This is a genomic window from Wolbachia endosymbiont of Ctenocephalides felis wCfeJ (assembly GCF_012277315.1).
Lineage (GTDB): Bacteria > Pseudomonadota > Alphaproteobacteria > Rickettsiales > Anaplasmataceae > Wolbachia.
This window is the reverse complement of sequence record NZ_CP051157.1, coordinates 1,125,287-1,149,164: the sequence shown is the minus strand read 5'-3', so window position 1 is coordinate 1,149,164 and position 23,878 is coordinate 1,125,287. Positions and strand designations below refer to the sequence as shown.

Annotated in this window: 27 protein-coding genes; 24 read left to right on the top strand and 3 right to left on the bottom strand. The window is 36.2% G+C overall.

Going from position 1 to position 23,878, the window contains the following annotated elements; all coding sequences use genetic code 11:
• Positions 1-5 precede the first annotated feature (5 nt).
• The 7 genes from HF196_RS05540 (at position 6) to HF196_RS05510 (ending at position 11,123) form a co-directional block, all read left to right on the top strand.
• The gene (locus HF196_RS05540; RefSeq protein WP_168456180.1) at positions 6-2,663 is read left to right on the top strand and encodes a 2-oxoglutarate dehydrogenase E1 component; all 2,658 of its coding nucleotides are present in this window, start codon (positions 6-8) and stop codon (positions 2,661-2,663) included.
• 213 nt (positions 2,664-2,876) lie between these two features.
• A complete protein-coding gene (locus tag HF196_RS05535) occupies positions 2,877-3,878 on the top strand; it encodes a hypothetical protein (protein ID WP_168456179.1) in 1,002 nt (333 codons plus the stop codon).
• A 637-nt stretch (positions 3,879-4,515) separates the two neighbouring features.
• Positions 4,516-5,274, top strand: a complete 759-nt coding sequence (locus HF196_RS05530; protein ID WP_168456178.1) for a DsbA family protein — start codon at positions 4,516-4,518, stop codon at positions 5,272-5,274.
• Between the two features lie 347 nt (positions 5,275-5,621).
• Positions 5,622-6,221, top strand: coding sequence for a TIGR02217 family protein (locus HF196_RS05525; RefSeq protein ID WP_168456177.1), 600 nt, complete (start codon positions 5,622-5,624; stop codon positions 6,219-6,221).
• Positions 6,222-6,530: 309 nt separating this feature from the next.
• Positions 6,531-6,938, top strand: coding sequence for a BRCT domain-containing protein (locus HF196_RS05520; RefSeq protein WP_168456176.1), 408 nt, complete (start codon positions 6,531-6,533; stop codon positions 6,936-6,938).
• A gap of 212 nt (positions 6,939-7,150) precedes the next feature.
• The gene (locus tag HF196_RS05515; protein WP_168456175.1) at positions 7,151-10,444 is read left to right on the top strand and encodes a collagen-like protein; all 3,294 of its coding nucleotides are present in this window, start codon (positions 7,151-7,153) and stop codon (positions 10,442-10,444) included.
• Positions 10,445-10,682: 238 nt separating this feature from the next.
• The gene (locus HF196_RS05510) at positions 10,683-11,123 is read left to right on the top strand and encodes a hypothetical protein (protein ID WP_168456174.1); all 441 of its coding nucleotides are present in this window, start codon (positions 10,683-10,685) and stop codon (positions 11,121-11,123) included.
• 764 nt (positions 11,124-11,887) lie between these two features.
• Here the strand turns inward: HF196_RS05510 and HF196_RS05505 are convergent.
• The 3 genes from HF196_RS05505 to recO all read right to left on the bottom strand — a co-directional run bounded on the left by HF196_RS05505 (position 11,888) and on the right by recO (position 13,688).
• Positions 11,888-12,055: a hypothetical protein gene (locus tag HF196_RS05505; protein ID WP_168456173.1), complete on the bottom strand. Its 168-nt coding sequence runs from the start codon at positions 12,053-12,055 to the stop codon at positions 11,888-11,890.
• Positions 12,056-12,116: 61 nt separating this feature from the next.
• Positions 12,117-12,338, bottom strand: coding sequence for a hypothetical protein (locus tag HF196_RS05500; RefSeq protein ID WP_168456172.1), 222 nt, complete (start codon positions 12,336-12,338; stop codon positions 12,117-12,119).
• A gap of 627 nt (positions 12,339-12,965) precedes the next feature.
• Entirely contained in the window at positions 12,966-13,688 is a 723-nt protein-coding gene (recO, locus tag HF196_RS05495) for a DNA repair protein RecO (protein ID WP_168456171.1), read from the bottom strand.
• A gap of 315 nt (positions 13,689-14,003) precedes the next feature.
• Here recO and rpsL point away from each other — a divergent pair, with 315 nt between their 5' ends.
• Genes rpsL through rplX form a run of 17 tightly spaced genes read left to right on the top strand, consistent with a single transcriptional unit; the run spans position 14,004 to position 23,873 of the window.
• A complete protein-coding gene (gene rpsL / locus HF196_RS05490; RefSeq protein WP_168456170.1) occupies positions 14,004-14,378 on the top strand; it encodes a 30S ribosomal protein S12 in 375 nt (124 codons plus the stop codon).
• A gap of 5 nt (positions 14,379-14,383) precedes the next feature.
• Positions 14,384-14,863 (top strand): 30S ribosomal protein S7, encoded by a 480-nt coding sequence (rpsG, locus tag HF196_RS05485; RefSeq protein WP_168456169.1) that lies wholly within the window; start codon positions 14,384-14,386, stop codon positions 14,861-14,863.
• 21 nt (positions 14,864-14,884) lie between these two features.
• Positions 14,885-16,951, top strand: coding sequence for an elongation factor G (gene fusA / locus HF196_RS05480; RefSeq protein WP_168456168.1), 2,067 nt, complete (start codon positions 14,885-14,887; stop codon positions 16,949-16,951).
• Positions 16,952-16,962: 11 nt separating this feature from the next.
• Positions 16,963-18,159, top strand: a complete 1,197-nt coding sequence (gene tuf, locus HF196_RS05475) for an elongation factor Tu (protein ID WP_168456167.1) — start codon at positions 16,963-16,965, stop codon at positions 18,157-18,159.
• A gap of 29 nt (positions 18,160-18,188) precedes the next feature.
• Entirely contained in the window at positions 18,189-18,569 is a 381-nt protein-coding gene (locus tag HF196_RS05470; RefSeq protein WP_168456310.1) for a 30S ribosomal protein S10, read from the top strand.
• A complete protein-coding gene (gene rplC, locus HF196_RS05465) occupies positions 18,566-19,291 on the top strand; it encodes a 50S ribosomal protein L3 (protein WP_168456166.1) in 726 nt (241 codons plus the stop codon). Before HF196_RS05470 ends, rplC begins: the two co-directional genes overlap by 4 nt.
• A gap of 2 nt (positions 19,292-19,293) precedes the next feature.
• The gene (gene rplD, locus HF196_RS05460) at positions 19,294-19,908 is read left to right on the top strand and encodes a 50S ribosomal protein L4 (protein ID WP_168456165.1); all 615 of its coding nucleotides are present in this window, start codon (positions 19,294-19,296) and stop codon (positions 19,906-19,908) included.
• Positions 19,905-20,192 (top strand): 50S ribosomal protein L23, encoded by a 288-nt coding sequence (locus tag HF196_RS05455; RefSeq protein ID WP_168456164.1) that lies wholly within the window; start codon positions 19,905-19,907, stop codon positions 20,190-20,192. The genes rplD and HF196_RS05455 overlap by 4 nt, the downstream gene beginning before the upstream one ends.
• Before the next feature lies 1 nt (position 20,193).
• Positions 20,194-21,018: a 50S ribosomal protein L2 gene (rplB, locus tag HF196_RS05450; RefSeq protein ID WP_168456163.1), complete on the top strand. Its 825-nt coding sequence runs from the start codon at positions 20,194-20,196 to the stop codon at positions 21,016-21,018.
• A gap of 3 nt (positions 21,019-21,021) precedes the next feature.
• Positions 21,022-21,306: a 30S ribosomal protein S19 gene (rpsS, locus tag HF196_RS05445; RefSeq protein ID WP_168456162.1), complete on the top strand. Its 285-nt coding sequence runs from the start codon at positions 21,022-21,024 to the stop codon at positions 21,304-21,306.
• Between the two features lie 5 nt (positions 21,307-21,311).
• Positions 21,312-21,662 (top strand): 50S ribosomal protein L22, encoded by a 351-nt coding sequence (rplV, locus tag HF196_RS05440; protein WP_168456161.1) that lies wholly within the window; start codon positions 21,312-21,314, stop codon positions 21,660-21,662.
• Between the two features lie 38 nt (positions 21,663-21,700).
• Positions 21,701-22,321 carry a 30S ribosomal protein S3 gene (gene rpsC, locus HF196_RS05435; RefSeq protein WP_168456160.1) on the top strand — a complete coding sequence of 207 codons (621 nt, stop codon included), beginning with the start codon at positions 21,701-21,703 and terminating at the stop codon, positions 22,319-22,321.
• Positions 22,322-22,332: 11 nt separating this feature from the next.
• Positions 22,333-22,746, top strand: coding sequence for a 50S ribosomal protein L16 (gene rplP, locus HF196_RS05430; protein WP_168456159.1), 414 nt, complete (start codon positions 22,333-22,335; stop codon positions 22,744-22,746).
• Positions 22,747-22,757: 11 nt separating this feature from the next.
• Positions 22,758-22,961, top strand: a complete 204-nt coding sequence (gene rpmC / locus HF196_RS05425; protein ID WP_168456158.1) for a 50S ribosomal protein L29 — start codon at positions 22,758-22,760, stop codon at positions 22,959-22,961.
• Complete coding sequence (rpsQ, locus tag HF196_RS05420; RefSeq protein WP_168456157.1) at positions 22,954-23,187, top strand: 30S ribosomal protein S17; 234 nt, start codon at positions 22,954-22,956, stop codon at positions 23,185-23,187. The genes rpmC and rpsQ overlap by 8 nt, the downstream gene beginning before the upstream one ends.
• Before the next feature lie 9 nt (positions 23,188-23,196).
• Positions 23,197-23,556 carry a 50S ribosomal protein L14 gene (gene rplN, locus HF196_RS05415; protein WP_168456156.1) on the top strand — a complete coding sequence of 120 codons (360 nt, stop codon included), beginning with the start codon at positions 23,197-23,199 and terminating at the stop codon, positions 23,554-23,556.
• Complete coding sequence (gene rplX, locus HF196_RS05410) at positions 23,556-23,873, top strand: 50S ribosomal protein L24 (RefSeq protein WP_168456155.1); 318 nt, start codon at positions 23,556-23,558, stop codon at positions 23,871-23,873. Before rplN ends, rplX begins: the two co-directional genes overlap by 1 nt.
• Positions 23,874-23,878 lie beyond the last annotated feature (5 nt).

Genomic DNA, 23,878 nt, shown 5'->3' with positions numbered 1-23,878 from the left:
TGATTATGTCGAACTTAAGCTGCCTTTATGGTGACAATGCAGAGTTTGTGGAGGAAATGTATAGCCGTTACTTGCAAGGCGATAAATCAATCGGGGAGGATTGGTACAGAATTTTTTCAAGCAATTTAGAAACAAGTCAGGCAAAGCCCTGCAGTGTGCAGCGTGCAGCAAAGGCAGACAATTCAGCTTCTGATCTGGCAAATTTTTTCAGATCTTACGGTCATTTTTTTGCAGATCTTAATCCATTATCACCAAATGTAAATAAAGAAATAGATTATCAGAAATATTCAAACCTCTCTCCAACACATGACGCTGGAATCTATAGAGATATTTACTGCAAGAATATCGGTTTTGAATTTATGCATATTTCCTCTTATGAGGAAAGAGTGTGGCTGCAGGAGAAAATTGAAAACCAGACCTATACTCTAAGCTCTCAGGACAAAAAAGAGATACTTAGGCACTTGATCGAATCTGAGATGTTCGAACAGTTTCTCCATATGAAATTTCCTGGATATAAGCGTTTCTCTATCGAAGGTGGAGAGTCAACTATTGTTGCAATTGAGAAGGTTATCAGTGATTCTGCAGCTTTTGGTATTGAAGAGGTAGTTCTCGGTATGGCTCACCGCGGACGACTCAGTGTTCTGACCAAAGTTATGGGGAAAGAATATGCGGCAATGCTATCCGAATTTCAAGGCAACCTTGCATACCCAAGTGGTCTTGAGGTGTCTGGTGACGTTAAATATCACCTCGGTTACTCTTCTGATCGCACACTTACCGGCGGTAAAAAAATACATTTGAGTTTATGCCCTAATCCATCTCATCTTGAAGCGGTAAACCCAGTTTTGGTTGGAAGAATAAGAGCAAAGCAGAATATGAGATCTGTGCTTGGAATATCAATTCATGGTGATGCAGCTTTCATCGGTCAAGGAGTAGTTGCTGAAACTCTGACCTTGAGCAATATTGAAGGTTATAAAGTGGATGGCATTGTACACATTGTCATTAATAACCAAATTGGTTTTACTGCGAGCCCATGCTGCGCGCGGTCATCTTTTTATTGCACTGATGTAACTAAATCTATAGAAGCTCCAGTATTTCATGTTAATGGGGATAATCCAGAAGCGGTGAGTTTTGTCGCAAGTTTGGCGATGGAATATAGGCAGAAATTTAAGAAAGACGTGGTGATTGACATAATATGCTACCGTAAATATGGCCATAATGAAGGCGATGAGCCAAATTTCACTCAGCCACTTATGTATAAGGTGATATCAAAGCATAAAACTCCAGGGACACTGTATGAAGAGAAGCTGACTGCAGAGCAAGTGCTAAGTAGTGATGAAGTGAGTAAATTACGCAGCGAATTTAGGTCAAAGTTGGGTAAAAGCCTTGTTGAATCAGCGGTTTACACTCCAAAAAAAGCTGACTGGTTCGGTGGTGTGTGGTCAAAGCTGAGAAGAGCAAAGTTGAACGATTTGAGCGAGTATTATACGGATTCTGGTGTTTCGCTAGATGAGCTGAAAAAACTGGGTGTACACATAAATAGTAATATCCCAAGCAGTTTTAATATCAATAATAAGGTTAGAAAAATACTTGATGGAAGAATAGGTAGTATAAATTCCGGTCACGATATAGACTGGGCAACGGCTGAAAGTCTTGCGTTTGCATCACTGCTTACAGAAGGAATAGGAGTACGTTTGTCAGGACAAGATTCTGGCCGTGGGACTTTCTCGCACCGTCATTCAAGGCTTGTTGATCAAGTGACGGAAGAAGCGTTTATTCCACTGAGTAATATAAATGAGAAGCAAGCTCACTTTGAGGTCATAGATAGCGCTTTATCTGAGTATGCTGTGATGGGCTTTGAATATGGATATAGTCTTGACTCTCCGTATTCACTGGTGCTCTGGGAAGGGCAATTTGGTGATTTTGCAAATGGCGCGCAAATTATGATCGATCAATTTATTGCATCGGCAGAAACAAAGTGGTTGCGATCGAGCGGCCTCGTTTTACTTTTGCCTCATGGTTATGAAGGGCAAGGACCTGAGCATAGCTCCGCGCGTATAGAGAGATTTTTGCAACTTTGCGCAGAAGATAATATGCAAGTAGTTAATTGTTCCACTCCAGCAAATTACTTTCATGTCTTGCGCCGGCAAATTCATCGGGACTTTCGTAAGCCTTTGGTGGTGTTTACACCTAAATCACTACTGCGTCACAAAAGAGCAGTTTCTAACTTGTCTGACTTTGAAGGAAAATTCCTCACGGTAATTCCAGAATATAGAACAGATTTAGTTTCAGATGACAAAATACGCAAAGCCATAATATGCAGTGGTAAAGTTTATTACGATATAATCGAAGCATGTGAAAGACAAAAAGTAAATGATATAGCAGTAATACGTTTGGAGCAATTCTATCCGTTTCCTGCTGATAAGCTAAGCATTGAGCTTGAAAAATACGAAAACGCTGAAATTGTATGGTGTCAAGAAGAGCCAAAAAATATGGGAGGATGGTTCTTTGTCAATCCATTGATAGAAGAAGTGTTATCCAATCTCAATATTCAAACAAAAAGGCCTAAGTGCATTGCAAGGCCTGCTGCTGCATCTCCTGCATGTGGTTATGCTAGTGTTCACACTCAGCAACAAGAGGAGATTTTGAGGCGGGTGGTAAGCTAATTGGTGTTTATTCAGTGTGTAAAGATTACGTAATTCGTTGACAAAAAGGAGCTACTGATGATACCTACTGAGCAGACAATGTTTGTACAGTTGTAATAGCTGGAACTTAGATTTTCATGGTTTAAACGCCGCAGATTTCGAGAGTACAAATCATTTGCACTAATATGAAAAATATGCTACAATTAAAGTGTAGTAAATGTGAGTAGGTCAGTTATGACAGCAATATCAACTTCACAAACAAAGAAATCCTCAAACCAGGCGACTGGTAAAGACAAGGAAATTTTTGAAAAAGAGGAACATCAGTTAATCTATTGCACTTTTCTGGATACTTTAGAAGACCCAAAAAAGCAAATACAAAAGATACGAGAAAAATTGCAAAAAAAGCTTCCAAAGAAACAAGAACAAGAATTACAGAGTAAATTGGAGTCGCTAGGTAAGCTGTCATGTCAATTAGAAAATGAGGATGAAAAGAAGGTTGTAACTTTTGTATTTGAAAATAATGTAAAGATATTCGACAATGTTAATCAAAAAATAAAGTCGCTCAGCGAAGAAAATTTCTGCCAGTTTTTGCTCTCTGTATTTGGAAAAATTAGAGAAAAAAATTTGGCTAGCAAAGAAAATTTAGAAAACGGTGAGATAGAAAAAGTAGTAAAGGAGTGTGTGGATAATATACGCGATACCGAAGCTAAAGATTCACTAAAAAAACTTGTTGGGTGGCCACTCGGAATAAAGATAGATCCTAAAAACTTTTCTGGTTCCTTAAAAGATGGGATACTAAAAAAGGTGCCACTTCTAGGTAAAAAGGAAGAAGAAGATGAACGACCGCTGAGTGATGAAGAGATGGTAACAAAATTTTTGGGTCGGGTTTTTCTACCTATCCTTTTTTCAATTGTTTCGATATCAGTTTTTGGTCCTACTATACCTGCGATGATTGCTGCTGTTGTTGGTGTAATATTTGCCGTGAAAGGGGGCATTGAGGTTCTTTTTTTAAATAACAAACTTGGTGCTTTCTATAGTCCTGATACTAAGGAATGGGGAAAGGAAATTAGTAGCGGTATTAGTAATGTTTTAGAGTCCAAGGTCAATGGAATTGATGAGAGTAAACAACCTAATGGAAAAGGTGCGGAGCAACTTATTGATCCGTCTACTAAACTGAAAGGAGCAGGTCAAGAAGATCTTTTACTACCACAACGCACGAATACCCCTTCTCTATAACTGTATGAGTATTGCAATTTGAGCCTACCAATCAGGTGTCGTGAAGTAAACTTTCGTTGGTGTAGCTGACATGCAAGCCTTGTAGATAGAATCAAAATATATAATATTTGCACGGGAATTTAAGCAAGTCTTGATGCAAAATCACAAAACAAGTTATGCAAGATTCTAATATAACACTTTTGCTGCTTCAATCCTCATAAGACAACTAGCAATTTTAGAGGTAATTGCATAATTTAGCATAAATTTTATCAGCATAATATCTGCATTACGTTGCTTTTACATTATGCTGATAAAGTGCAGATAATGCAACATTTACGAGTCTGCACAACGCCGACTATAAACTCGATCAACAAAGGAAAAAACTATTTTCTGCGGCGCTTACAGCTATTATACGCAGCGGTAAAGGAAGGAATATCTTATAATTGGCTATCCTAGAGTGCTCTAGCCATTGTGCTACCAAATTTTCTTTTGTGGTAACGTGCTTAGCTTTTATTGTGCGTAAAGTTTGCATTTGAGGCAAAATTGGCTATAAAATACACTTGATACAAATACTTTTGTATATTAGCATTAGATACTTCTTTTAGTATAAAGGTGATGTGTACTGAAAATTTTATATTGTAAGTTCTTTAATAAGTTTATGTCTAGAATATCATTTTTATTGATTTTTATATTGGCAGTAGCAAGTTTACCGGTAATAAACAATTGGCTTTCACATCGCAGTCAAACTCTAAGTGATGATCAAATAGGTAAGAGATTAGATGACTATATCAGTAGAAACTTTGATAGGATTATAAAAGCTCTCCGAGAGGAGTCGATTAAAAGCAGCTATACTGCTCGGGATAATGCGACTAAAAGTGAAATTTTACAGTACAAAAGTGAAATATTCGATTCCGCTTATCCTTATTCAGGAAACAAAAATAGTAAAGTTATAGCCGTAGGTTTCTTTGACTATGCTTGTGGATATTGCAAAGCCATCAAAGATGACATAGAGCAGTTGATCAGTGATGGCAAGGTTAAGTATATCTTCAGGGATGCTCCAATACTCGGTAACAACTCTTTAAAGGCAGCAAAGAGTGCTTTAGCTGTCTATTTCGTTGACAAAGACAAATATTTAGATTTTCACTATGCCGCTTTAAGTCACAAAGGAGAATTTTCGGATGAAATTATACTAGGTATAGTGAAAAATATAGGGATTAATGAGGATGATTTTAAAAACTCCATGCAAAATAATGCAGATGAAATTGAGCAGATGATAAACAGCAGCAGACTTTTAGTAAAGAAACTGGGCGTAGGCGGTACACCCTTTTTGATAATAGGGGATAGTCTGTTTGTAGGAGCAACTGATTTGGATGTATTGCGCAAAAAAGTGGATGAATTAAGCCATAAGCAGGACTAATTTTAACTTGCCATAAAATTTTATTTTTTACTTGACGACACAAGTGAACCTAAGTACAGTAGCTGTAGGTATGGTAATTATGGCAGTTTTATTACTCGAATTGCATTCTAGTAGACAATATATAAACATTGTGGTTTGAGTGTAGTCTCGACCGGAGAAGGGTGTTATCCTAGGTACTAGGATCCAGAAAATTTAACTTAACTTAAAATAAAATCAAGCAGTTACGTAATAAAGGCTGAACTCCAGTGTCAGCTACTTGAATGACATTAGTAGTTGTGCTTTTTGATCGGGTAATTAGCATGTTATTAAGCCAAAATTACTTCAATTCTATTTTCACAGGAGGACATATGTCATTTACAGAAATTAGATTTCCAGAGAATATATCTTACGGCTCCACTGGAGGACCAGAGTTTTCTACTGATGTTGTAACAACTCATAATGGTTGCGAACAACGCAACATTAATTGGTCTCATGCGCGTGCTAAATATAATATAGCTTGTGGAGTCAGGTCGAACGAGCAGCTAACAGAACTTATAAAATTTTTTCATGCACGAAGAGGCAAGGCAATAGGGTTTCGTTTCAAAGATTGGTCAGACTTTACAGTTACCGACCAAGAGATTGGAAGAGGAGACAATAAAAAAACAACTTTTCAACTGATTAAAACTTACATAAGTGGGAAAGACAAGCATATGCGTATGATTAAAAAGCCAGTACATGGCACAGTCAAGATCTATTTAGACGGTAAAGAAGAGAATAAACACTCAGTAGATTATTCAACTGGAGAAATAACATTTATGAAACCACCAGTGAAAGATGCAATAATCACTGCAAGCTTTGAATTTGATGTACCTGTGCGCTTTGACACAGACTACCTAAACACCTCTATTGATAACTACGGTAGCAGCAGTTGGAACAACATTCCACTAGTGGAGGTAAAGCTTAGTTAGCGTATCATGGCGTCAACTTAAGAGCCTCCATCAGCAACTTTCCTAAAGGCACGATGGCGCTTGGACTTATCTACCTTATTGCAGCTATAGAGAGAACACAGTCACTGACGTTTTTACTTAAGTTGACGCCATTGACCGTTCAGCCTATACCTTTGAGAAGAGAGCTCTTATCTAGCAGACAGATTTTATATCTAAGCAGACCACCAAAGTTGTTCCATTCTCCATCTGATGCTTAAGCTTAAAACATTAGATGCTTTCTTCAAGATACAAGCCAACCACTATAAATTTTACGAAAGTTGGCATTCTGTAATGATTCAGTTACCTTATGAAAACGAGGTTTCTGATCAACTAATTAGAATAATAGGTATCAGTGGAGAGATTATATATTCCCTAGAGAAATTTTTCTCTAAAGAGGGTAATGTTGAAATGGTAAATAACCTTGCGAGTCAATTAACTATTTTATCTGTAAGTGATAATACTAGCAATTCCATTTTTAGCGGAAAAATAGTGGTGTTTACTGGAACTTTCTTGACAATGAAGAGAAAGGAAGCTCAGGAAAAAACCGAATCTTTAGGAGCAAAAGTGAGCTCTAGTGTGTCCCAAAATACAGATTTTGTTATTGTAGGAAAAGATCCCGGGTCAAAGTATCAGGAAGCTGTTAAGCTAGGTATAAAAATACTAACTGAAGAAGAGTGGATTAAACAGAGTTCGATCTAGACATCATGGAAACTTTTGCTATGAATGTTCACATCTAAAAGCATCTTAACTTTTTCTCCGCTTTTTTTTGATAAGGTCACTGTCCGTAGGCTCTACTTTCTGGGGCATGCACCACATCTGCTAGCTAAGTTGATTAGCTCTTTTTTAATTGTTATGTGCTAAGTCTCTAGCTTAAGAATGTTTGTTTACAGTAAAATCAAATTGTAGAAAAGATGACAAGGTACTTGTTTGAGATAAGAAATAGTCAAAAAATAGTATCTAATGGTGATAGGGGCCTAACAAAAATAGAGCTCAAGTCTGTACATTACAATAAAGAAATTAAATTCTGCCATGCTAACTTTGGAACATGCGGCATTGATGAAATTGGCAATATACGACAAGTTCTATGTTGGGTTAGTAATAATACTGACAACTTCTGTATGAGTGAAAGAATGCTTCTGCACACTTTGAACTTCGATTCAGTAGAAGCCCAAGTAGTACTTAATGATAACTGTGAGTACCGGATCTCCTTATACGATACCAATGGAGGTGCGAGGGTTATTTTGCCTAGATCGTTGATACTGAATAAGGACATTAACTTAAAAAACTACTATAATAAAAAAATTAAATTAGAGATAGGAGAAAAGATAATTTCAGATGGAAAGTATCTAAATTATTATACACCCAAAGTTACATGTGAAGGAATTGAGATCTGTAAATTGGAATCTATTTTTATAGGTTATGGCCTAAAAGGTCTCTTATATAAAATACCCACAAGTGGTAACCGCCATGATGAAAAAGATCTAAACCTTTATACTTATGTATTGGTTGAAAAGAGGGGCAATGAGTTTTTAGCCTATTTTAGTAACAGCGGAGGAGAACCTATTAATGCAGCAGGAGAAATAATAGACATTAGCGACATTTACAAAGATAGTTTTAATGTCCATTTAAGGTCAGCACTGCTTGAACATTCAAATATAAGAGAAGTTCTGCCTGAATTTAGAGAAGTTCTACCCGAAGTTAACATTGATAATAGCATGTGTTCAGATATAAGGCAATTAGGGTGTTTGGTTGATAATAACATAAAAAAAATAGCAAGCGAATTAGCCACTGATAGCACCAAGAAGTCTAGTATATCAAGAGCAATTGTAGATGAAGAGGATTTTCAAAATGCTGTAAAATCTTTGCTAAACAGAGACGGTAATTTTCGAAAAGCTGTGGCAAGTGATTCAAATCTAAGAACTACAGTGGTAAATCAGTTAAAGGGTGATAAGATATTTCAAGGTTCTGTAAAAGGAGACCCAGGTAAAGATGGAACAAGTCCGAACCCTAGTTTAGTAGCTGCTCAATTACTTACTGGTGATAAAAAAGATACACTAGTGACTGAAGTTGCGGGCAATAAAGGTCTACAAGATGCTGTAGCAACTAATTTAAAAGGTGATCCAGATTTTCAAGGTTCTGTAAAGGGTGAGGATGCTAATCCTTTAGAAATTGTGAATAGGCTAAAACATGACGGTAGATTTAAACGAGAAGTTAGAGGTGAAAAAGGTGAACAAGGTTTAGAAGGCAAGTCTGGTAGTGATGGTAAACCAGGTCTAGCAGGTCCAAAAGGAGAGGATGCTAATCCTTTAGAGATTGTTAATAGACTAAAACGTGATAGTAGATTTAAACGAGAAATTAGAGGCGAAAAAGGAGAACAAGGTCCAAAAGGCGAAGATGCTAATCCCATAGATGTTGCACAAGAGTTAGCCACTGACAGCAGTAAGAGGTATAATATCTCAAACGAAATTGCAAAAGATATCAAATTTCAGAATGCTGTAAAATACTTGCTAAATATAGATGGAGGATTTAAGAGCGGTGTGGGAAATCTACTGAAGTCTGATGAAGATTTTAAAAAGAGTATCAAGGGAGCAAAAGGTGAAGATGCTAATCCTATAGACGTTGCACAAGAGTTAGCTACTGAAAGCAGTAAGAGGTATAATATCTCAAACGAAATTGCAAAAGATATCAAATTTCAGAATGCTGTAAAATACTTGCTAAATATAGATGGAGGATTTAAGAGCGGTGTGGGAAATCTACTGAAGTCTGATGAAGATTTTAAAAAGAGTATCAAGGGAGTAAAAGGTGAAGACGCCAATCCCTTAGAAATTGTGAATAGACTAAAGCATGACAGTAGATTTAAACGAGAAATTAGAGGCGAAGATGGCCAGCCAGGACCAGTAGGACCAAAAGGTAAAGACGTTAATCCTGCAGAGGTTGCTAGAAAATTGGTTCATGACAGCAGTTTTCAATCTTCTATAGCAGGTAATTCAGGTTTAAGAGGTATAGTTACAGATAGTTTAAAGAATGATGAAAATTTTCAAAATTCTATAGCTCAAGAATTAATAGCTAAAAAAGCAAATGAATTAGGTCAAGCTCTTCTTAATATAAAACGCCAAAATAAAGGAGTCTTAGTAAATGATCCAGATTTACAGGAAGGAGTAGCTGCTCAATTACTTACTGGTGATAAAAAAGATACACTAGTGACTGAAGTTGCTGGTAATCAAGATCTACAAAATGCCGTAGCAACTAATTTGCAAGGTGACGAAATTTTTAAAAGTGCCGTAAAAGGAGATTCAGGTCCACAAGGTCCAGCAGGTAAAGATGGAACAAGTGCGGACCCTAGTTTAGTAGCTGCTCAATTACTTACTGGCAAGCAAAAAGATACACTGGTAACTGCAGTTGATGGTAATCAAGTTTTACAAGATGCTGTGGCAAATAATCAGGATTTAAAAGACGCGGTTACAGATACTTTGAAGAATGAAGGAAATCTTGGAGGTGGTGATATATCAAAAATAGTAGATAGCTTAAAACCAAAATTTACCTTGCAAAAAGGAGAAAAATTATCGGAAGGTATCTACGAGGCAAAGGTTATTTTGGACGATAAGGTTGTAGCTACTCTGCCAAAGATAGGTTACTACATGCTTGATGATCAATTAGTTATGTATAATTATGCTACACAAGAGAAAGTGGTTATTCCTGAAGATTTCCTTTGTTTAAAAGTTGTGAGATTGGGCAGTGGTTTTGGTAATGACGACTATAAATTAACCTTTTGTAATATAAGGGGTAATGAGTTTTTTGAGTATAAAAAATATGATCCGGAGTATTCAAGAGTTCCAGATGAGTATAAATTTATCAGTTTAAGTCATGCGAAAAAAGAATATAATCCAAATCTTAGTGAGTTAATTAGCCATCGGCCATTATTCTTGATTGCAGGAGAGCTTGCTGAACAAGGTTCAGATAAATATGAAGCTGCTGTGTTTGAGTTAACACGTGATGGAAAAGGCAAAAAAATGGCCACATTAAATGAATTTGGCTGCTTTAATCAAAATGGCCAGTTTATGCATTGCAATTATCATAAAGAACCACAATGTCGCTCTTATACTTCTGCTGAAATTGATGAAAAATATCAGGTAACAGATGCAGATAGTGAGTTTTACCTGACAAAGTACAACGACATAGCTATTCATACTATTCCCGAGTTGTAGCATATGAATTGTGTGATTCATAGAGGCTCTTACAACTAATAACAACTTATGTTATTAGGAATATAAATAAGAAACATAATAAATTTTCCTAAACCTTCCAACAACTACAGGTAAACCTCTCAGTTCTTTTCTAATTTCCAAATGTGGTCACAATGTACATGAATTTCACTTAGGTTTACAATAATTTAACTAATTTCAATTAAACAAGTAGAAATTAATCAATTATGAGGAAAAGATAATGGCAAAGATTAAATTAAGAAAACTGACTGGTATTAAAGTTGGAAATGAAGAAAATGTAAGTTCAAGTAATTTTGGAAACAATGTTAAAGGGTTATTAACTAGTAAAGAGCAGCTAGTATTTTCAGGGCAAGATTATAAAGGTGTTTTGGATCCTTCAAATAATACGCTGGAATTATATTTAAAGGGACCGGAGGATTATCTAAAAATTAAAGGTATAAATATCAAAGACAACGAAAATCACACACTCTCATCTGTTGATAAAGAGGCAACTATTAACATTTCAGTAACGGCTCTAGAGATATTAGCAAGAAATAATGAATGGTTAACAACCGAATTGGATATGAAAGGAGTCACTGCAGCAAATTCAAGCATAAAATTTGGTGAGTGGAACAATTACGACTTACCAGATAAATTCCATGTTGAGATAGACTTTACATAAATATAATTTGTTAAGGTAGATACAAGCCCTTTTCATGATAGCTTATAAGTAACTGACTCGATCCTTTTTGGATCAACATGAAAGGGGCTGAAGTTATTAATAACCTTACCCATATTTAAAGTATGAAATCACCATAAATTTTCCTGTTATTTCCAAGTTTAGCAATATTAATTTAGCAACCTATCTCGTTAATATATTAACCAACATACCCATATCTAGCAACAAAAACCAAGGGTCGTGGAAATAAGTTTCGCTTAGAATGGGTTGGTATGGACCCAAACTTGTATAGCATCTTCTTTTAAGATAGTAGTAGGTTGATTATTCTTCTAGTTTTTGAATTTTTGAGCAGTACTTTTTGTTCTAGTATTCTCATGCCATTTTTCTCAAACAACATTAAACTTCTTTCAAAATTCATATAGGGAGCTCAAAATTGTGAATGGCAGCATCAAATGAAATCTTAAATCAACCAAATTCGCGTTTATTCACACTTTCAATATATTATTTTATACTCCTTCTCTCAATTTTGAAAGAAGTCTATTGACTCAGTTATTCTACAAACTTGCTTTAATTTTTTTGTAAGTTCTCAATTAGGTGTGTACCTTTACGTAAGTTTAACCCAAGGTTTTCATAGTAGCTTTTTCTGTCGAGCCGTAGAACCTCTCGAGCTGTTCCCATAATGTCGGTATTTTGGTTTTCCTGCAGTCTATCAATTTTAGATAGTCTGATTGAGTTCCATTCAATTACATCGGCTTATTTAAGCAGCACTAACACGATTTACCTCTTTTTGGATGTAAAAGTCTTCTAGGAATTGTTCTCTTAAACTCTAAGATATTTTGTTCAACATTGTAGCCGGATCCCAGCGTCACGCGCTGGAATGACACCTGCAGAAAATGGACCAGCGCTGGAATGACAAGGTTGTGGATGTAATCCAAGTGGCCCTTTTCCTGTCATCCAAGTAGTCTAATGATGTCATCCGAGTAGCCACCTATAATGTCATCCCAGTGCTTGACACTGGGATCTAGTCTGTTTTCTACTGGATTCCAGCGTCACGCGCTGGAATGACAGGGTTGTGGGTTCTAGCGTTACACGTTGTAATGACAGGGTTGTGGATGTCATCCCTATAGTCTCTACGATGTCACCCCAGTGTCCTCTTCTTGTCATCCCAGTACTTGATACTGGGATCCACTTTTTTCGCTGGATTCCAGTATCAAGCACTGGAATGACACCCTTCGATGAACATAAGAAGTCTCTTATTTTCGATTCTGTATAAAAATGAAAATAAGGCTTACCTTATTTGCGTGGATGAACATAAGAGAGCTCTTATTTTCGATTTTGCGTAAAAATGAAAATAAGGCTGGAATGACAGGGTTTAAGAAATTTACCAAATAAGAAAAAAAGCAAAAGAAGCCCCGTTGGTGGCTAATTATTTATATTAACCTTATAAATTGGCGTTTTTTTATTCTTAATGTCTAATCTAGCTGCTTTTAAGCTGCAACTGATCTAAATTTAAACGTTAAGAAATTTACTAAGCAGAAAAAAGGCAAAAGAAACCCTGTTAGCTAGTTATTCACTATCTATCTTTTAATCGGCGTTTTTTACTGTTTTAAACGCTTTAACAAGCGCATTTTAGCTTATATAGGTAAAAACCTTGAAAGTTTATTAAAGACATAAGTGCACATAGTGCAAAAAATTAAACATGAGACGCCAAATACATTGAGTTTTTTGTCATTTTGTCTGCACAGACTGAAGATAGATAAATAGCTCCAGCCATATGATAAGCGGACTTTTTGAAACTGTCAAGTGGTTTTTCAGCGCGCTGCTAAAACTATGTAAGAGGTTCTATTAAAGCGAAAGCATGAGGTCTCTCGACTCTGGAAATCTCATGTTTAGCTGCGAAAACAGATACTTATTTAAAAAATATCCTGTGACTTTTAGCCCTAATTGAAACTCTTGATATGAGTAGCTATTTTGTAGATTGTTGTTATATACGTCATGCAACATTTGCGGAAAAGGCAGCAGTTTATCCGCATAATAATCTCCTACTTCTTTTGACACCGCTCTACCGGTTTTGGGCGAAATAAATTGTAAGTTCTCTTTAGCGCTTGTTACGGCACATTTCGATAGATCTAACTTAAATCCGAGTTGTGTAAGAAGCAAAAGTTCTAAGTTTAGGTAATGGCCTTGCCAAGATTTGTTGTTGTGCTTGATGACATCAATGAAATGTCGAAAATTATCGTACATTGCAGCATAAGGTTCGCTCTCTGGGAGTACCTTTTCTAAGATAGAGGAGAAAGAAACGATAGCAATGCTTTTTAGCCTATTCTGAAAGAAATGGTGGAGAGGGGATTCAATTAGTTCGCACTTGAAAAATCCTAGATTTTCAGGCAATTTAGCGCTCCATTCTGCGTGCAACAGGTTGCTTATTTGAAACTTATAACTACTATCATTTGTTAGCCTAGTTAATCCTCTGTACTTTCCGTGATTTTTTGTAAAAAGAGAAAGAATTAAATTTTTGTCGCCATACTTTTTGGCAGCTAGAATGATGCCTTCATCTTTCCATCTCATTGGAATAGTTAATTATGTTAATCGTATAGATTATATGGTAGTAAAGTCGGTACAGCAAAATTGTATTTCCAAACTCAGAGAGTGCTATTAAGGGTTATGGAACTGGTGAGTTATTGCTTTCTTGTGCTTCTAGCGAGCAAATAGTATCTCTTTAATTGAAAAGGTTTTACGAAATTTAGTCTTTTATTGGACAACAATTTTAGGAGTTGAGCTAAAATTATTGGAATAATAATGTTTATTTTTATATTGACTATTGGGGTTTATTATTTTATAACTAGAACTTGAGTTATTTTAATGAGCTAAAGTTTTTAACATATGCCTACAATAAATCAGTTAGTACGTAAGGGCAGGTTGAAATTGTCCTATAAGAAGAAAGTGCCAGCTTTGGGAAAAAGCAATCCTCAGAGGAGAGGTGTTTGCACTAAAGTGTACACTACAACTCCTAGAAAGCCTAACTCAGCGCTACGCAAAGTGGCTAGGGTAAGGGTTAGTGGGTATGGTGAAGTGACAGCTTATATACCTGGTGAAGGCCATAACTTACAGGAACACTCTGTTGTTTTGATACGCGGTGGGCGAGTTAAAGATTTGCCGGGAGTACGTTACCACATAGTAAGGGGCGCTCTTGATTTGCGTGGTGTACAAAATCGGAAAAAAGCGCGTTCAAAATATGGTGTAAAGAAATCTGGTTAAAGTTTATGGCTCGTCGGAATAAAGCAAAAAAGAGAGAAATAAGTCCTGACTCGCGTTACGGTAGTGTGTTGTTAATGCGTTTCATTAATGTGATTATGAAGTGTGGTAAAAAATCTACTGCAGAAAAAATTGTCTATGATGCTTTATCTTCAGCAGAGAAGAAAATAAATGAGAGTGGAATATCAATTTTTGAAACAGCGATAGAAAATGTTACACCTTCTGTAGAAGTGCGCTCTCGTCGTATTGGTGGTGCGACTTATCAAGTGCCTGTTGAAGTTAGAAAGGATAGGGCAGTTTCTTTGGCGTTAAGATGGATTGCTAAAGCTGCTTCTGCAGCCCGAAAAAAAAGTGGAAAAACTTCTGCTGATTGTCTGCAAGCTGAAATGATAGATGCTTATAATAAACGCGGTGGTGCATTTAAGATGTATGAAGAAAAATATAAAATGGCTGAGGCTAATAAAGCCTTTTCTCATCTTAATTTTTGATGTTAGCTAATTAATGGTGATATGGAAATTGATATATCTAAATACAGAAATATAGGTATAATGGCTCATATAGATGCTGGTAAGACTACTACAACAGAGCGTATTTTGTTTTATACTGGTAAGCAAAATAGAATTGGTGAAGTCCATGATGGTGCAGCTTCTATGGACTGGATGGAGCAAGAAAAAGAGCGTGGTATTACAATAACATCTGCTGCGACGACTTGTTTTTGGAATGGTCATAGAGTCAATATAATAGATACTCCTGGGCACGTTGACTTTACTATTGAAGTTGAAAGGTCCTTAAGAGTTTTGGATGGTGCGGTTGCTGTATTTGATGGAGTTGCGGGGGTTGAGCCTCAATCTGAAACTGTCTGGCGTCAGGCTGATAAGTATAATGTGCCTCGTATCTGTTTTGTTAATAAGATGGATAGAATAGGAGCAAATTTTTATCGATGTGTTGATATGATTAAGGGTAAGCTGGGAGCGGTGCCTTTAGTTATTCAGTTGCCAATAGGAAGTGAAAAAGATTTTAAAGGTATAGTAGATCTTATCTCTATGAGAGCTATTATATGGGAGGAAGAGACGTTAGGTGCTAAGTTTTTCTATGAAGACATTCCTTCTGATTTGCTTGATAAGGCTCAGGAATATCGGAATCTTTTACTGGACACTGCAGCTGGAATGGATGATGAAGCGATGAACGCTTACTTTGAATCTAACGACTTACCGATAGATCTATTGAAGAAATGCATAAGAAGAGGAGCTATTAAAGGGACATTTGTTCCAGTATTATGTGGGTCGGCTTTTAAAAACAAAGGGGTGCAATCACTTTTAGACAGTATAGTTGATTTTTTACCCTCTCCTATTGATGTTGATGAGATTGTTGGAACTGATCCTAAGGATTCGGAGAAAAAAATTACGGTTAAGCCTTCGGAGCAAGAAAAATTTGTTGCTCTTGCATTTAAAGTAATGACAGATAAATTTGTGGGTAGCTTAACATTTGTTCGTATTTATTCCGGTAAATTGAAGTCTAAGTCTACTGTATTGAATGCAGGAAAAGGTGAGACTGAAGGAATTGGTAGAATGCTGCTTATGCATGCGAATAACAGAGAGGATATAAGTGAGGCTAAAGCTGGAGATATAGTTGCTTTGGTCGGATTAAAGAAAACAATTACTGGTGACACTTTATGTTTGCATGATTTTCCTATATTATTGGAGCGCATGGAGTTTCCTGAGCCTGTTATTGAGATTGCTGTAGAACCTAGAACTACTTCAGATCAGGAAAAGCTAGGTATTGCTTTGAATAGATTAGTTGCAGAAGATCCTTCTTTGAGGATGTCAATAAATGCAGAAAGTGGTCAAACTATATTAAAAGGTATGGGTGAATTGCATCTTGAGATTATTACAGATAGAGTAAAACGTGAATTTAACGTTGATGTTAATATTGGTGCACCTCAGGTTGCATATCGTGAAACCATTACTAAGTCTGTTGAGATTGATTACACTCACAAAAAACAGTCAGGTGGTGCCGGTCAGTTTGCTAAAGTGAAGATCTTATTTGAGCCTCTCGAGCCTGGTTCTGGATTTCAGTTTGAAAGTAAAATTGTAGGTGGTGCAATTCCGAAGGAATATATTCCTGGCGTGCAAAATGGTTTAGAATTGATAAAAGAAGGGGGTATGATCTCTGGTTTTCCGGTTATTGATTTTAAGGCTACTCTTATTGATGGTGCTTTTCATGAGGTCGATTCAAGTCCTTTGGCTTTTGAGCTGGCTGCTAAAGGTGCCTTCAAAGAAATGGCAAATAAAGCTGGTCCAAAGATGTTGGAACCTATAATGAAAGTTGAAATTATTACACCTGAAGAATATATGGGTGATATTATGGGTGACGTAAATAGTAGAAGAGGGCAAGTTTCAAGTATGGAAACACATAATAACAGTGCTATAATTCTTGCTTTGGTGCCTCTTGCAAGTATGTTTGGTTATATAAATGTTTTGCGTTCCATATCTCAAGGAAGAGCTCAATATAGTATGCATTTTTCTTGTTATGAACAAGTGCCACAGTATGTGGTTGATGAGTTAAAGTATAATTAGAGGTGATAATTATGACAACAGCAGTAGATACTACAAAGAAAGTAGTAGAAGCATTTGGGAAGCCTCATGTAAATGTGGGGACGATAGGACATGTGGATCATGGGAAGACGACGTTAACAGCGGCGATAACGCACTGTTATGCGAAGTGTAAAGTAAAATACGATGAAATAGATAAGGCACCTGAGGAGAAAAAAAGGGGGATAACGATAGCAACAGCACATGTTGAGTATGAAACAGCTAATAGGCATTATGCACATGTAGACTGTCCTGGGCACGCTGATTATGTAAAAAACATGATAGTAGGTGCAGCACAGATGGATGCAGCAATATTAGTAGTGTCAGGAGTTGATGGAGCAATGCCGCAAACAAGGGAACACATATTACTTGCAAAGCAAGTTGGTGTTGAGCATATTGTTGTGTATATAAATAAAGCTGATGTGGCTGATCCTGACATGATTGATTTGGTGGAGATGGAAGTGAGAGAATTGCTCAACAAGTATGAGTTTCCAGGTGATGATATTCCTGTGGTGGTTGGATCTGCATTAAAAGCGCTGGAGGGTGAAGATAGTGAATATGGAAAGCAGTCAATAGACAAATTGATGGAAAAGTTAGATGAATACGTGGCAGTTCCACCGAGATGTGTAGATTTACCATTTTTAATGCCAATTGAGGATGTATTTTCAATACCAGGGCGTGGGACAGTAGTGACAGGGAGAATAGAATGTGGAGAAGTAAAGCCTGGGGAAGAAATAGAGATAGTAGGTTTGAAGGCGACGCAAAAGACGATATGTACTGGTGTAGAAATGTTTAAGAAGTGCCTAGATAAGGGGAGTGCTGGATTAAATGTAGGGATATTGCTTAGAGGAACAAAGAGAGAAGAAGTGGAGAGGGGGCAAGTATTAGCGAAGCCAGGTACGATAACGCCACACAAGAAGTTTAAGGCGGAGGTGTACGTATTGAAGAAAGAAGAAGGAGGTAGGCACACACCATTTTTTGCAAATTATCAACCGCAATTTTATATCAGGACGACAGATGTAACGGGGAGTGTAAAGTTACTAGAAGGAAAGGAGATGGTAATGCCAGGAGATAATGTAAGTATAGAAGTGGAGTTACAGGCATTGATAGCGATGGATAAGGGGTTGCGTTTTGCAATAAGAGAAGGTGGCAAGACTGTTGGTTCTGGTGTCGTTTCTGAAATTTTGGAGTAAGTATGACAACTCAGGTAAAGCAAAGGGAAATGAATACTGATGTTAAAGTGTATATTAACATTGATGCTTTTGATTGTTCGAAATTGGAAGAGTATATTAGAAAGTTTGTACATAAATTTGATAAGATGTTAGAAAATAGTGTGTTAAAGCGTTTCGGGTTAACATTATCTGGCCCAGTTGCATTGCCGAGGAATAATTTGAAGTTTATTGTTGGTAGATCTCCTCACGTTGATAAAAAATCTCGTGAACAATTTGAAAGGAGAGTTTCTAAGCGGTTAATTGTTTTGCGTTTACGTAATCTTACTCCTGATATAATGCGAACATTTGAAGATCCGTCTCTTTTGCCTGATGAAGCTGGCATCAAAACTTGTGTAACAGTCAAGAAACCAAAGTTGAGAGAAGAGAAATGAAGAGAATAAATTCACTGAGGAGAATTGGTTTATTAATGACGAATATAGGTCATACTTCTCTGTACTCTAATAATAGTCGTGTTGCTGTGACTTTATTGCGTCTTAACGAGACTTATATTATTGATGTGAAAGAGCAAGATAAGTGTGGTTATAATGCAGTCGTTTTAGGTACTGGAGATTTTAAAAATATTGCAAAACCTCAGTGGGAGTATTTGAAGAAGCAAGGCATGGATCGTAGATGTAAATTATATGAAAGCAGGTTACATAATCTCTCAGGAATAGAATGCGGTGAAAAAGTCGGTGTTAACCATTTTGTAGTTGGTCAATATCTTGATATTACAGGTTGTTCCATAGGTAGAGGATTTGCTGGTGTGATGAAGCGGCATAATTTTAGTGGGCTTAGAGCGTCTCATGGTGTTTCCATTGCTCATAGATCACAAGGTTCTACAGGTCAATGTCAGGATCCTGGTAGAGTATTTAAAGGGAAGAAAATGGCTGGTCATTTAGGTAATAGCAGAGTGACGGTACAAAATATGAAGATATTATTTATTGATCATGAAAATAGTATAATTGCTGTAAAAGGTAATAATGTTCCTGGGTTTAGCAATTCTTACGTTTTTGTAAGAGATGCAGTTAAAAAGCCTTTACATAAAGATGTTCCTTTTCCGGTAGGTCTGCTATTGGGTACAAATGATGTTAATGCTAGTGGTTCAGTAAGTTAGTTATGGAATGTAAGTTAGTTAATTTATCTAATGATGATGTGGGTGTTGTTCAGCTTAACCCTTTGGTATTTTCCGTTAAGCAAAAATTGAGTATTTTGCACGATATAGTTAGGTGGCAATTAGCAAAAAGGAGGGCTGGTACTCATAAAACAAAGGGCATTAGTGATGTCTCTGGTACAACAGCTAAGCCTTATAGCCAAAAACGTACTGGTAGAGCAAGGCAAGGGAGTTTGCGATCTCCTCAATTTAGAGGGGGAGGGATTATTTTTGGTCCCGTTGTAAGGAGCTATGCCTATTCTCTTAATAAGAAGGTGCGTAAACTTGGTTTAAAAGTTGCTTTATCTCTAAAATATTTTAATAATCAAATAATTATTCTTGATAGTTTAAATATTGATGTGAAGAAAACATCGGAAATGTGTAAGTATATTAAAAATTTTAAATTTTCTTCCTTTTTGATAGTTGGTGATTATGAAGATAATTTATTGCGGGTTACTAGAAACTTACATCATGTAAACTTAATCAAACCTATCGGGTTAAATGTCTTTGATATATTAAATCATGAATGCATAATGCTAACGAGTGATGCTTTAAAGAATCTTGAAGGTAGATTGTTATGATAAAATATAATAATATAATAAAGTGTCCTATCGTTACAGAAAAAGCTTCTTTTTTGAAAGAGAAATTTAATAAGTATTCTTTGTATGTTTTTGTAAATGTAAATAAGCATAAAATAAAATCCGCAATAGAGTCTTTATTTAACGTTAAGGTTTCTTCTATCAATGTTATTAGAATGAAGCCTAAGCATAGGCGCTTTAGAGGTGTAGCTGGCTATGAAAAACAAAAAAAGAAGGTTTATTTTTCTTTGGTGGATGGTCAAAAGTTAGATATAATGAGTATTTAATATGGGTATAAAATTTCTTAATCCTGTCACTCCGTCTTCTCGTGGGACTGTGCTGGTAAATAAGGTTGGCTTATCAAAAGATAAACCAGAAAAATCTCTTACATTTGGTAAAAAGTCCAGTGGCGGAAGAAATAATTGCGGTAGGGTTACAACTCGTCATAAGGGTGGTGGTCACAAAAAAAAGTATAGAGTTGTAGATTTTAAACGTAATAGAAGCGATCAAGGTATAGTTGAAAAAATTGAGTATGACCCAAATAGAGGTGGGTTTTTAGCATTGGTATTGTATAAGAACGATAATACTAAATCTTATATATTGGCTCCACAAAACATAAAGCCTGGTGATATTGTAATGTCCGGTGATGCTGCTGATATATTACCGGGTAATTGTTTGCCGTTAAAATGTATACCTGTTGGTTCTTTTGTTTATGGTGTTGAATTAAAGCCCGGTAATGGTGCTGTAATTGCTCGAGCTGCTGGTTGTTATGCACAAGTTGTTGGTCGTGATGGCAACTATGTTTTATTACGGTTAAGGTCTAGTCAAGTTAGGTTGGTTTTATCTTCCTGCAAGGCTACTGTTGGTGTGGTATCTAACCCTGATCGTAAGAATAGAAAATTGGGTAAGGCAGGGAGAAATAGGTGGTTGGGGGTTAGGCCTACTGTTCGTGGGGTTGCTATGAATCCGGTTGATCATCCTCATGGAGGAGGAGAAGGAAAGACTTCTGGTGGACGTCATCCTGTTACTCCTTGGGGTGTTGCAACAAAAGGGAAAAAAACTCGAAAAAGAAATAAATTTAGTAATAAGTATATAAAACAGTTAAAAGGTTAGTTTATGAGTAGATCTGCATGGAAGCCACCTTTTTGTCATCCTTCTGTGTTAAAATTGGTGAATAGAGCTTTAAAGGAAGGTGTTATTAATAAGGTGATAAAGATTCATTCTAGAGCGTCGGTAATTCTTCCTAACTGTTTAGGTCTGAAATTTGCTGTTTATAACGGTAAAGATTATATTCCTGTTAATGTTAATGATCAGAATATGATAGGTCATAAATTTGGTGAATTTTCACCTACTCGTAAGTTTAATGGGCATAGTGGTGATAAAAAGGCAGCAAGAAGGTAATTAGTATGAAAAGTAAGTATGCAGTAATTAAGGCTAGTTCTAGGGTTTTAAAATCAACTCCCCATAAGTTAAATTTAGTTGCCGGTTTAGTACGCAATAAAAAGGTTTCTTTTGCTACTGTGCAATTGAGATTTTGTGAAAAGAAAGCTGCTGATCTTATAACAAAAGTATTAAATTCTGCAATTGCTAATGCTCAACATAATTATGGATTGGATGTTGATGATTTATATATAAAGGAAGTTTTAGTGGGCAAGTCTTTTACTTTGCGTAGAGTATGCCCAAAAGCTATGGGTAGGGCTAATAGAGTTAATAAGTATTACAGCAATATAACTATAAAGTTAGAGGAAATTGTATGATTTGCAAGAGTGTAAAATTAGTGAGGAAAGTGTAGAATATGGGGCAAAAAGTTAATCCTATAGGGTTTAGGTTAAAAATAAATACTAATACTTGGGATTCTATTTGGTATGCTAACAAGGACTACAAAGAGAAATTGCATCAGGATTTATCTATTCGCAGTTACATAAATGAATCTTTTAAGCATGCAGGTCTTTCTAAGGTTATTATAGAGCGTAAAGGTGATTTGATGTCTGTAACGATACACTCTTCTAGGCCTGGAGTGATAATAGGTAAGAAAGGTTTGGATATTGAAAAGATAAAACAAAAAATAGCTGAAAAAATAAAAAGTAGTGTGGAAGTAAATGTAGTAGGGATAAAGAGGCCTGAAATAGATGCGACTTTGATATCAAACAACATAGCACAGCAATTAGAAAAACGGGTTTCATTTAGAAGAGCGATGAAAAAAGCCATTCAAAGTTGTTTGAGAATGGGTGGAGGAGGTATTAAGGTAAGTTGTTCTGGGCGTCTTGGTGGAGCTGAGATAGCTCGCACCGAATGGTATAAGGAAGGTCGTTTGCCTTTACATACTTTACGTGCTAACATAGATTATGCTTTTTGTGAAGCAAAGACCATATATGGTATTATAGGAGTCAAAGTCTGGGTTTATATTGTTAATTAAGGTGTATTGAAATGTTTGTTCCTAAAAAGAGTAAGTATAGGAAGGTATTTAAAGGGAGGATTAAAGGTAATACAAAAGGTGGTAGTGCACTGTCTTTTGGAGATTATGGCTTAAAAGCTATAGAGGCAGGTAGGATTCAGTCTAAGCATATTGAGACTGTGAGGCGTGTAATATCTAGAACGTTGAAACGTTCTGGTAAAGTGTGGATAAGAATTTTTCCGGATACTCCTGTTAGCAAAAAACCGGCTGATGTACGGATGGGTAAAGGCAAAGGTAGTGTTGAATTTTGGGTATTTAAAGTTAAGCCTGGTAGAGTATTGTTCGAGGTTAGTAGCGATGTTCCAATGCATTTAGCAAAATTAGCGCTTGAAAAGGCAGTTGCCAAGCTTCCTGTAAGGTGTAAATTTATATCTAATCATAGTTAAGTGGAGTTACGATGGATATAGCTGATATTAGATCGAAACCTTCGCAAGAATTGTATGAAATTCTTGTAAATTTGAGAAAGGAGTTTGTTAATTTGGTTTTTCAAAAAAAGTTGGGGCAGTGTAATAATATTGCACGCTTTAGTTTGATAAAGAGGAGCATAGCTCGTATTTTAACTGTATTAAATGAAAGAAGGATAGAGGAGAGTAATGCCTAAGAGAGTTTTGTGTGGTGTGGTAACTAAAGCTGAGTGCGATAAAACTATCAAAGTCTCAGTGTTGCAAGTATATAAGGATAAGCTGTATAAAAAAGTTATAAAAAAATATAAAAAGTACACAGCACATGATGAAAATAATCATTACAAAAAAGGAGATAGAGTTTTTATACAAGAACATAAGCCTATTTCTGCTACTAAAAAGTGGGTTGTTGTTCAAGTCGAGTAAGGTGTTTATATGATTCAAAAAAATACATTGTTAGAAGTGGCTGATAATTCTGGTGCACGTGAAGTCCTTTGTATTGGCTTGTTAGGTGGTAGGAAGTCTGCATCTATAGGTGATACAGTTATTGTGTCTACCAAGTCCATCAATCCGAAAGGAAAAGTTGAAAAGGGAAAAGTGTACAGAGCAGTTGTTGTTAGGGTGAAAAATCGTATTAGGAAATCTGATAACTCTGTAATTTGTTTTTCTAGCAATGCTGTAGTTTTGGTTAATAATCAAGGCGAGCCCCTTGGTACTCGGGTGTTTGGCCCGATAAAGAAATTGTCGTCTGGTTCTTTTATGAAGATAATGTCATTGGCTGTTGAGGTTTTATAATGAGTGCAAAAATAAGAAGTGGTGATGACGTTATAATTTTAACTGGTAGAGATAGAGGAAAAATTGGTAAAGTAATTAAAGTTGTAACATGTGATACTAAAAAAAAGGCAATTGTTTCTGGGGTGAATGTATATAAGAGACATACCAAGCCGAAAGCTGGTAATAGTGGTGGTATATTGGATAAAGAATTGCCTATTGATATCTCTAACGTTGCAATAGTAGATCCTAAATACAAGGCTTCGACTAGAATAGGGTTTAAAGTTATGGATGGTAAAAAAGTGCGTTTTGCAAAAGTTTCTGGGGAAATAATAGACTAGGTTGA

Coding starts and splice junctions, on each gene's coding strand:
- HF196_RS05540 (WP_168456180.1), top strand. CDS start 6: ATGTCGAACTTAAGCTGCCTTTATGGTGACAATGCAGAGTTTGTGGAG.
- HF196_RS05535 (WP_168456179.1), top strand. CDS start 2,877: ATGACAGCAATATCAACTTCACAAACAAAGAAATCCTCAAACCAGGCG.
- HF196_RS05530 (WP_168456178.1), top strand. CDS start 4,516: ATGTCTAGAATATCATTTTTATTGATTTTTATATTGGCAGTAGCAAGT.
- HF196_RS05525 (WP_168456177.1), top strand. CDS start 5,622: ATGTCATTTACAGAAATTAGATTTCCAGAGAATATATCTTACGGCTCC.
- HF196_RS05520 (WP_168456176.1), top strand. CDS start 6,531: ATGATTCAGTTACCTTATGAAAACGAGGTTTCTGATCAACTAATTAGA.
- HF196_RS05515 (WP_168456175.1), top strand. CDS start 7,151: ATGACAAGGTACTTGTTTGAGATAAGAAATAGTCAAAAAATAGTATCT.
- HF196_RS05510 (WP_168456174.1), top strand. CDS start 10,683: ATGGCAAAGATTAAATTAAGAAAACTGACTGGTATTAAAGTTGGAAAT.
- recO (WP_168456171.1), bottom strand. CDS start 13,688: ATGAGATGGAAAGATGAAGGCATCATTCTAGCTGCCAAAAAGTATGGC.
- rpsL (WP_168456170.1), top strand. CDS start 14,004: ATGCCTACAATAAATCAGTTAGTACGTAAGGGCAGGTTGAAATTGTCC.
- rpsG (WP_168456169.1), top strand. CDS start 14,384: ATGGCTCGTCGGAATAAAGCAAAAAAGAGAGAAATAAGTCCTGACTCG.
- fusA (WP_168456168.1), top strand. CDS start 14,885: ATGGAAATTGATATATCTAAATACAGAAATATAGGTATAATGGCTCAT.
- tuf (WP_168456167.1), top strand. CDS start 16,963: ATGACAACAGCAGTAGATACTACAAAGAAAGTAGTAGAAGCATTTGGG.
- HF196_RS05470 (WP_168456310.1), top strand. CDS start 18,189: ATGAATACTGATGTTAAAGTGTATATTAACATTGATGCTTTTGATTGT.
- rplC (WP_168456166.1), top strand. CDS start 18,566: ATGAAGAGAATAAATTCACTGAGGAGAATTGGTTTATTAATGACGAAT.
- rplD (WP_168456165.1), top strand. CDS start 19,294: ATGGAATGTAAGTTAGTTAATTTATCTAATGATGATGTGGGTGTTGTT.
- HF196_RS05455 (WP_168456164.1), top strand. CDS start 19,905: ATGATAAAATATAATAATATAATAAAGTGTCCTATCGTTACAGAAAAA.
- rplB (WP_168456163.1), top strand. CDS start 20,194: ATGGGTATAAAATTTCTTAATCCTGTCACTCCGTCTTCTCGTGGGACT.
- rpsS (WP_168456162.1), top strand. CDS start 21,022: ATGAGTAGATCTGCATGGAAGCCACCTTTTTGTCATCCTTCTGTGTTA.
- rplV (WP_168456161.1), top strand. CDS start 21,312: ATGAAAAGTAAGTATGCAGTAATTAAGGCTAGTTCTAGGGTTTTAAAA.
- rpsC (WP_168456160.1), top strand. CDS start 21,701: ATGGGGCAAAAAGTTAATCCTATAGGGTTTAGGTTAAAAATAAATACT.
- rplP (WP_168456159.1), top strand. CDS start 22,333: ATGTTTGTTCCTAAAAAGAGTAAGTATAGGAAGGTATTTAAAGGGAGG.
- rpmC (WP_168456158.1), top strand. CDS start 22,758: ATGGATATAGCTGATATTAGATCGAAACCTTCGCAAGAATTGTATGAA.
- rpsQ (WP_168456157.1), top strand. CDS start 22,954: ATGCCTAAGAGAGTTTTGTGTGGTGTGGTAACTAAAGCTGAGTGCGAT.
- rplN (WP_168456156.1), top strand. CDS start 23,197: ATGATTCAAAAAAATACATTGTTAGAAGTGGCTGATAATTCTGGTGCA.
- rplX (WP_168456155.1), top strand. CDS start 23,556: ATGAGTGCAAAAATAAGAAGTGGTGATGACGTTATAATTTTAACTGGT.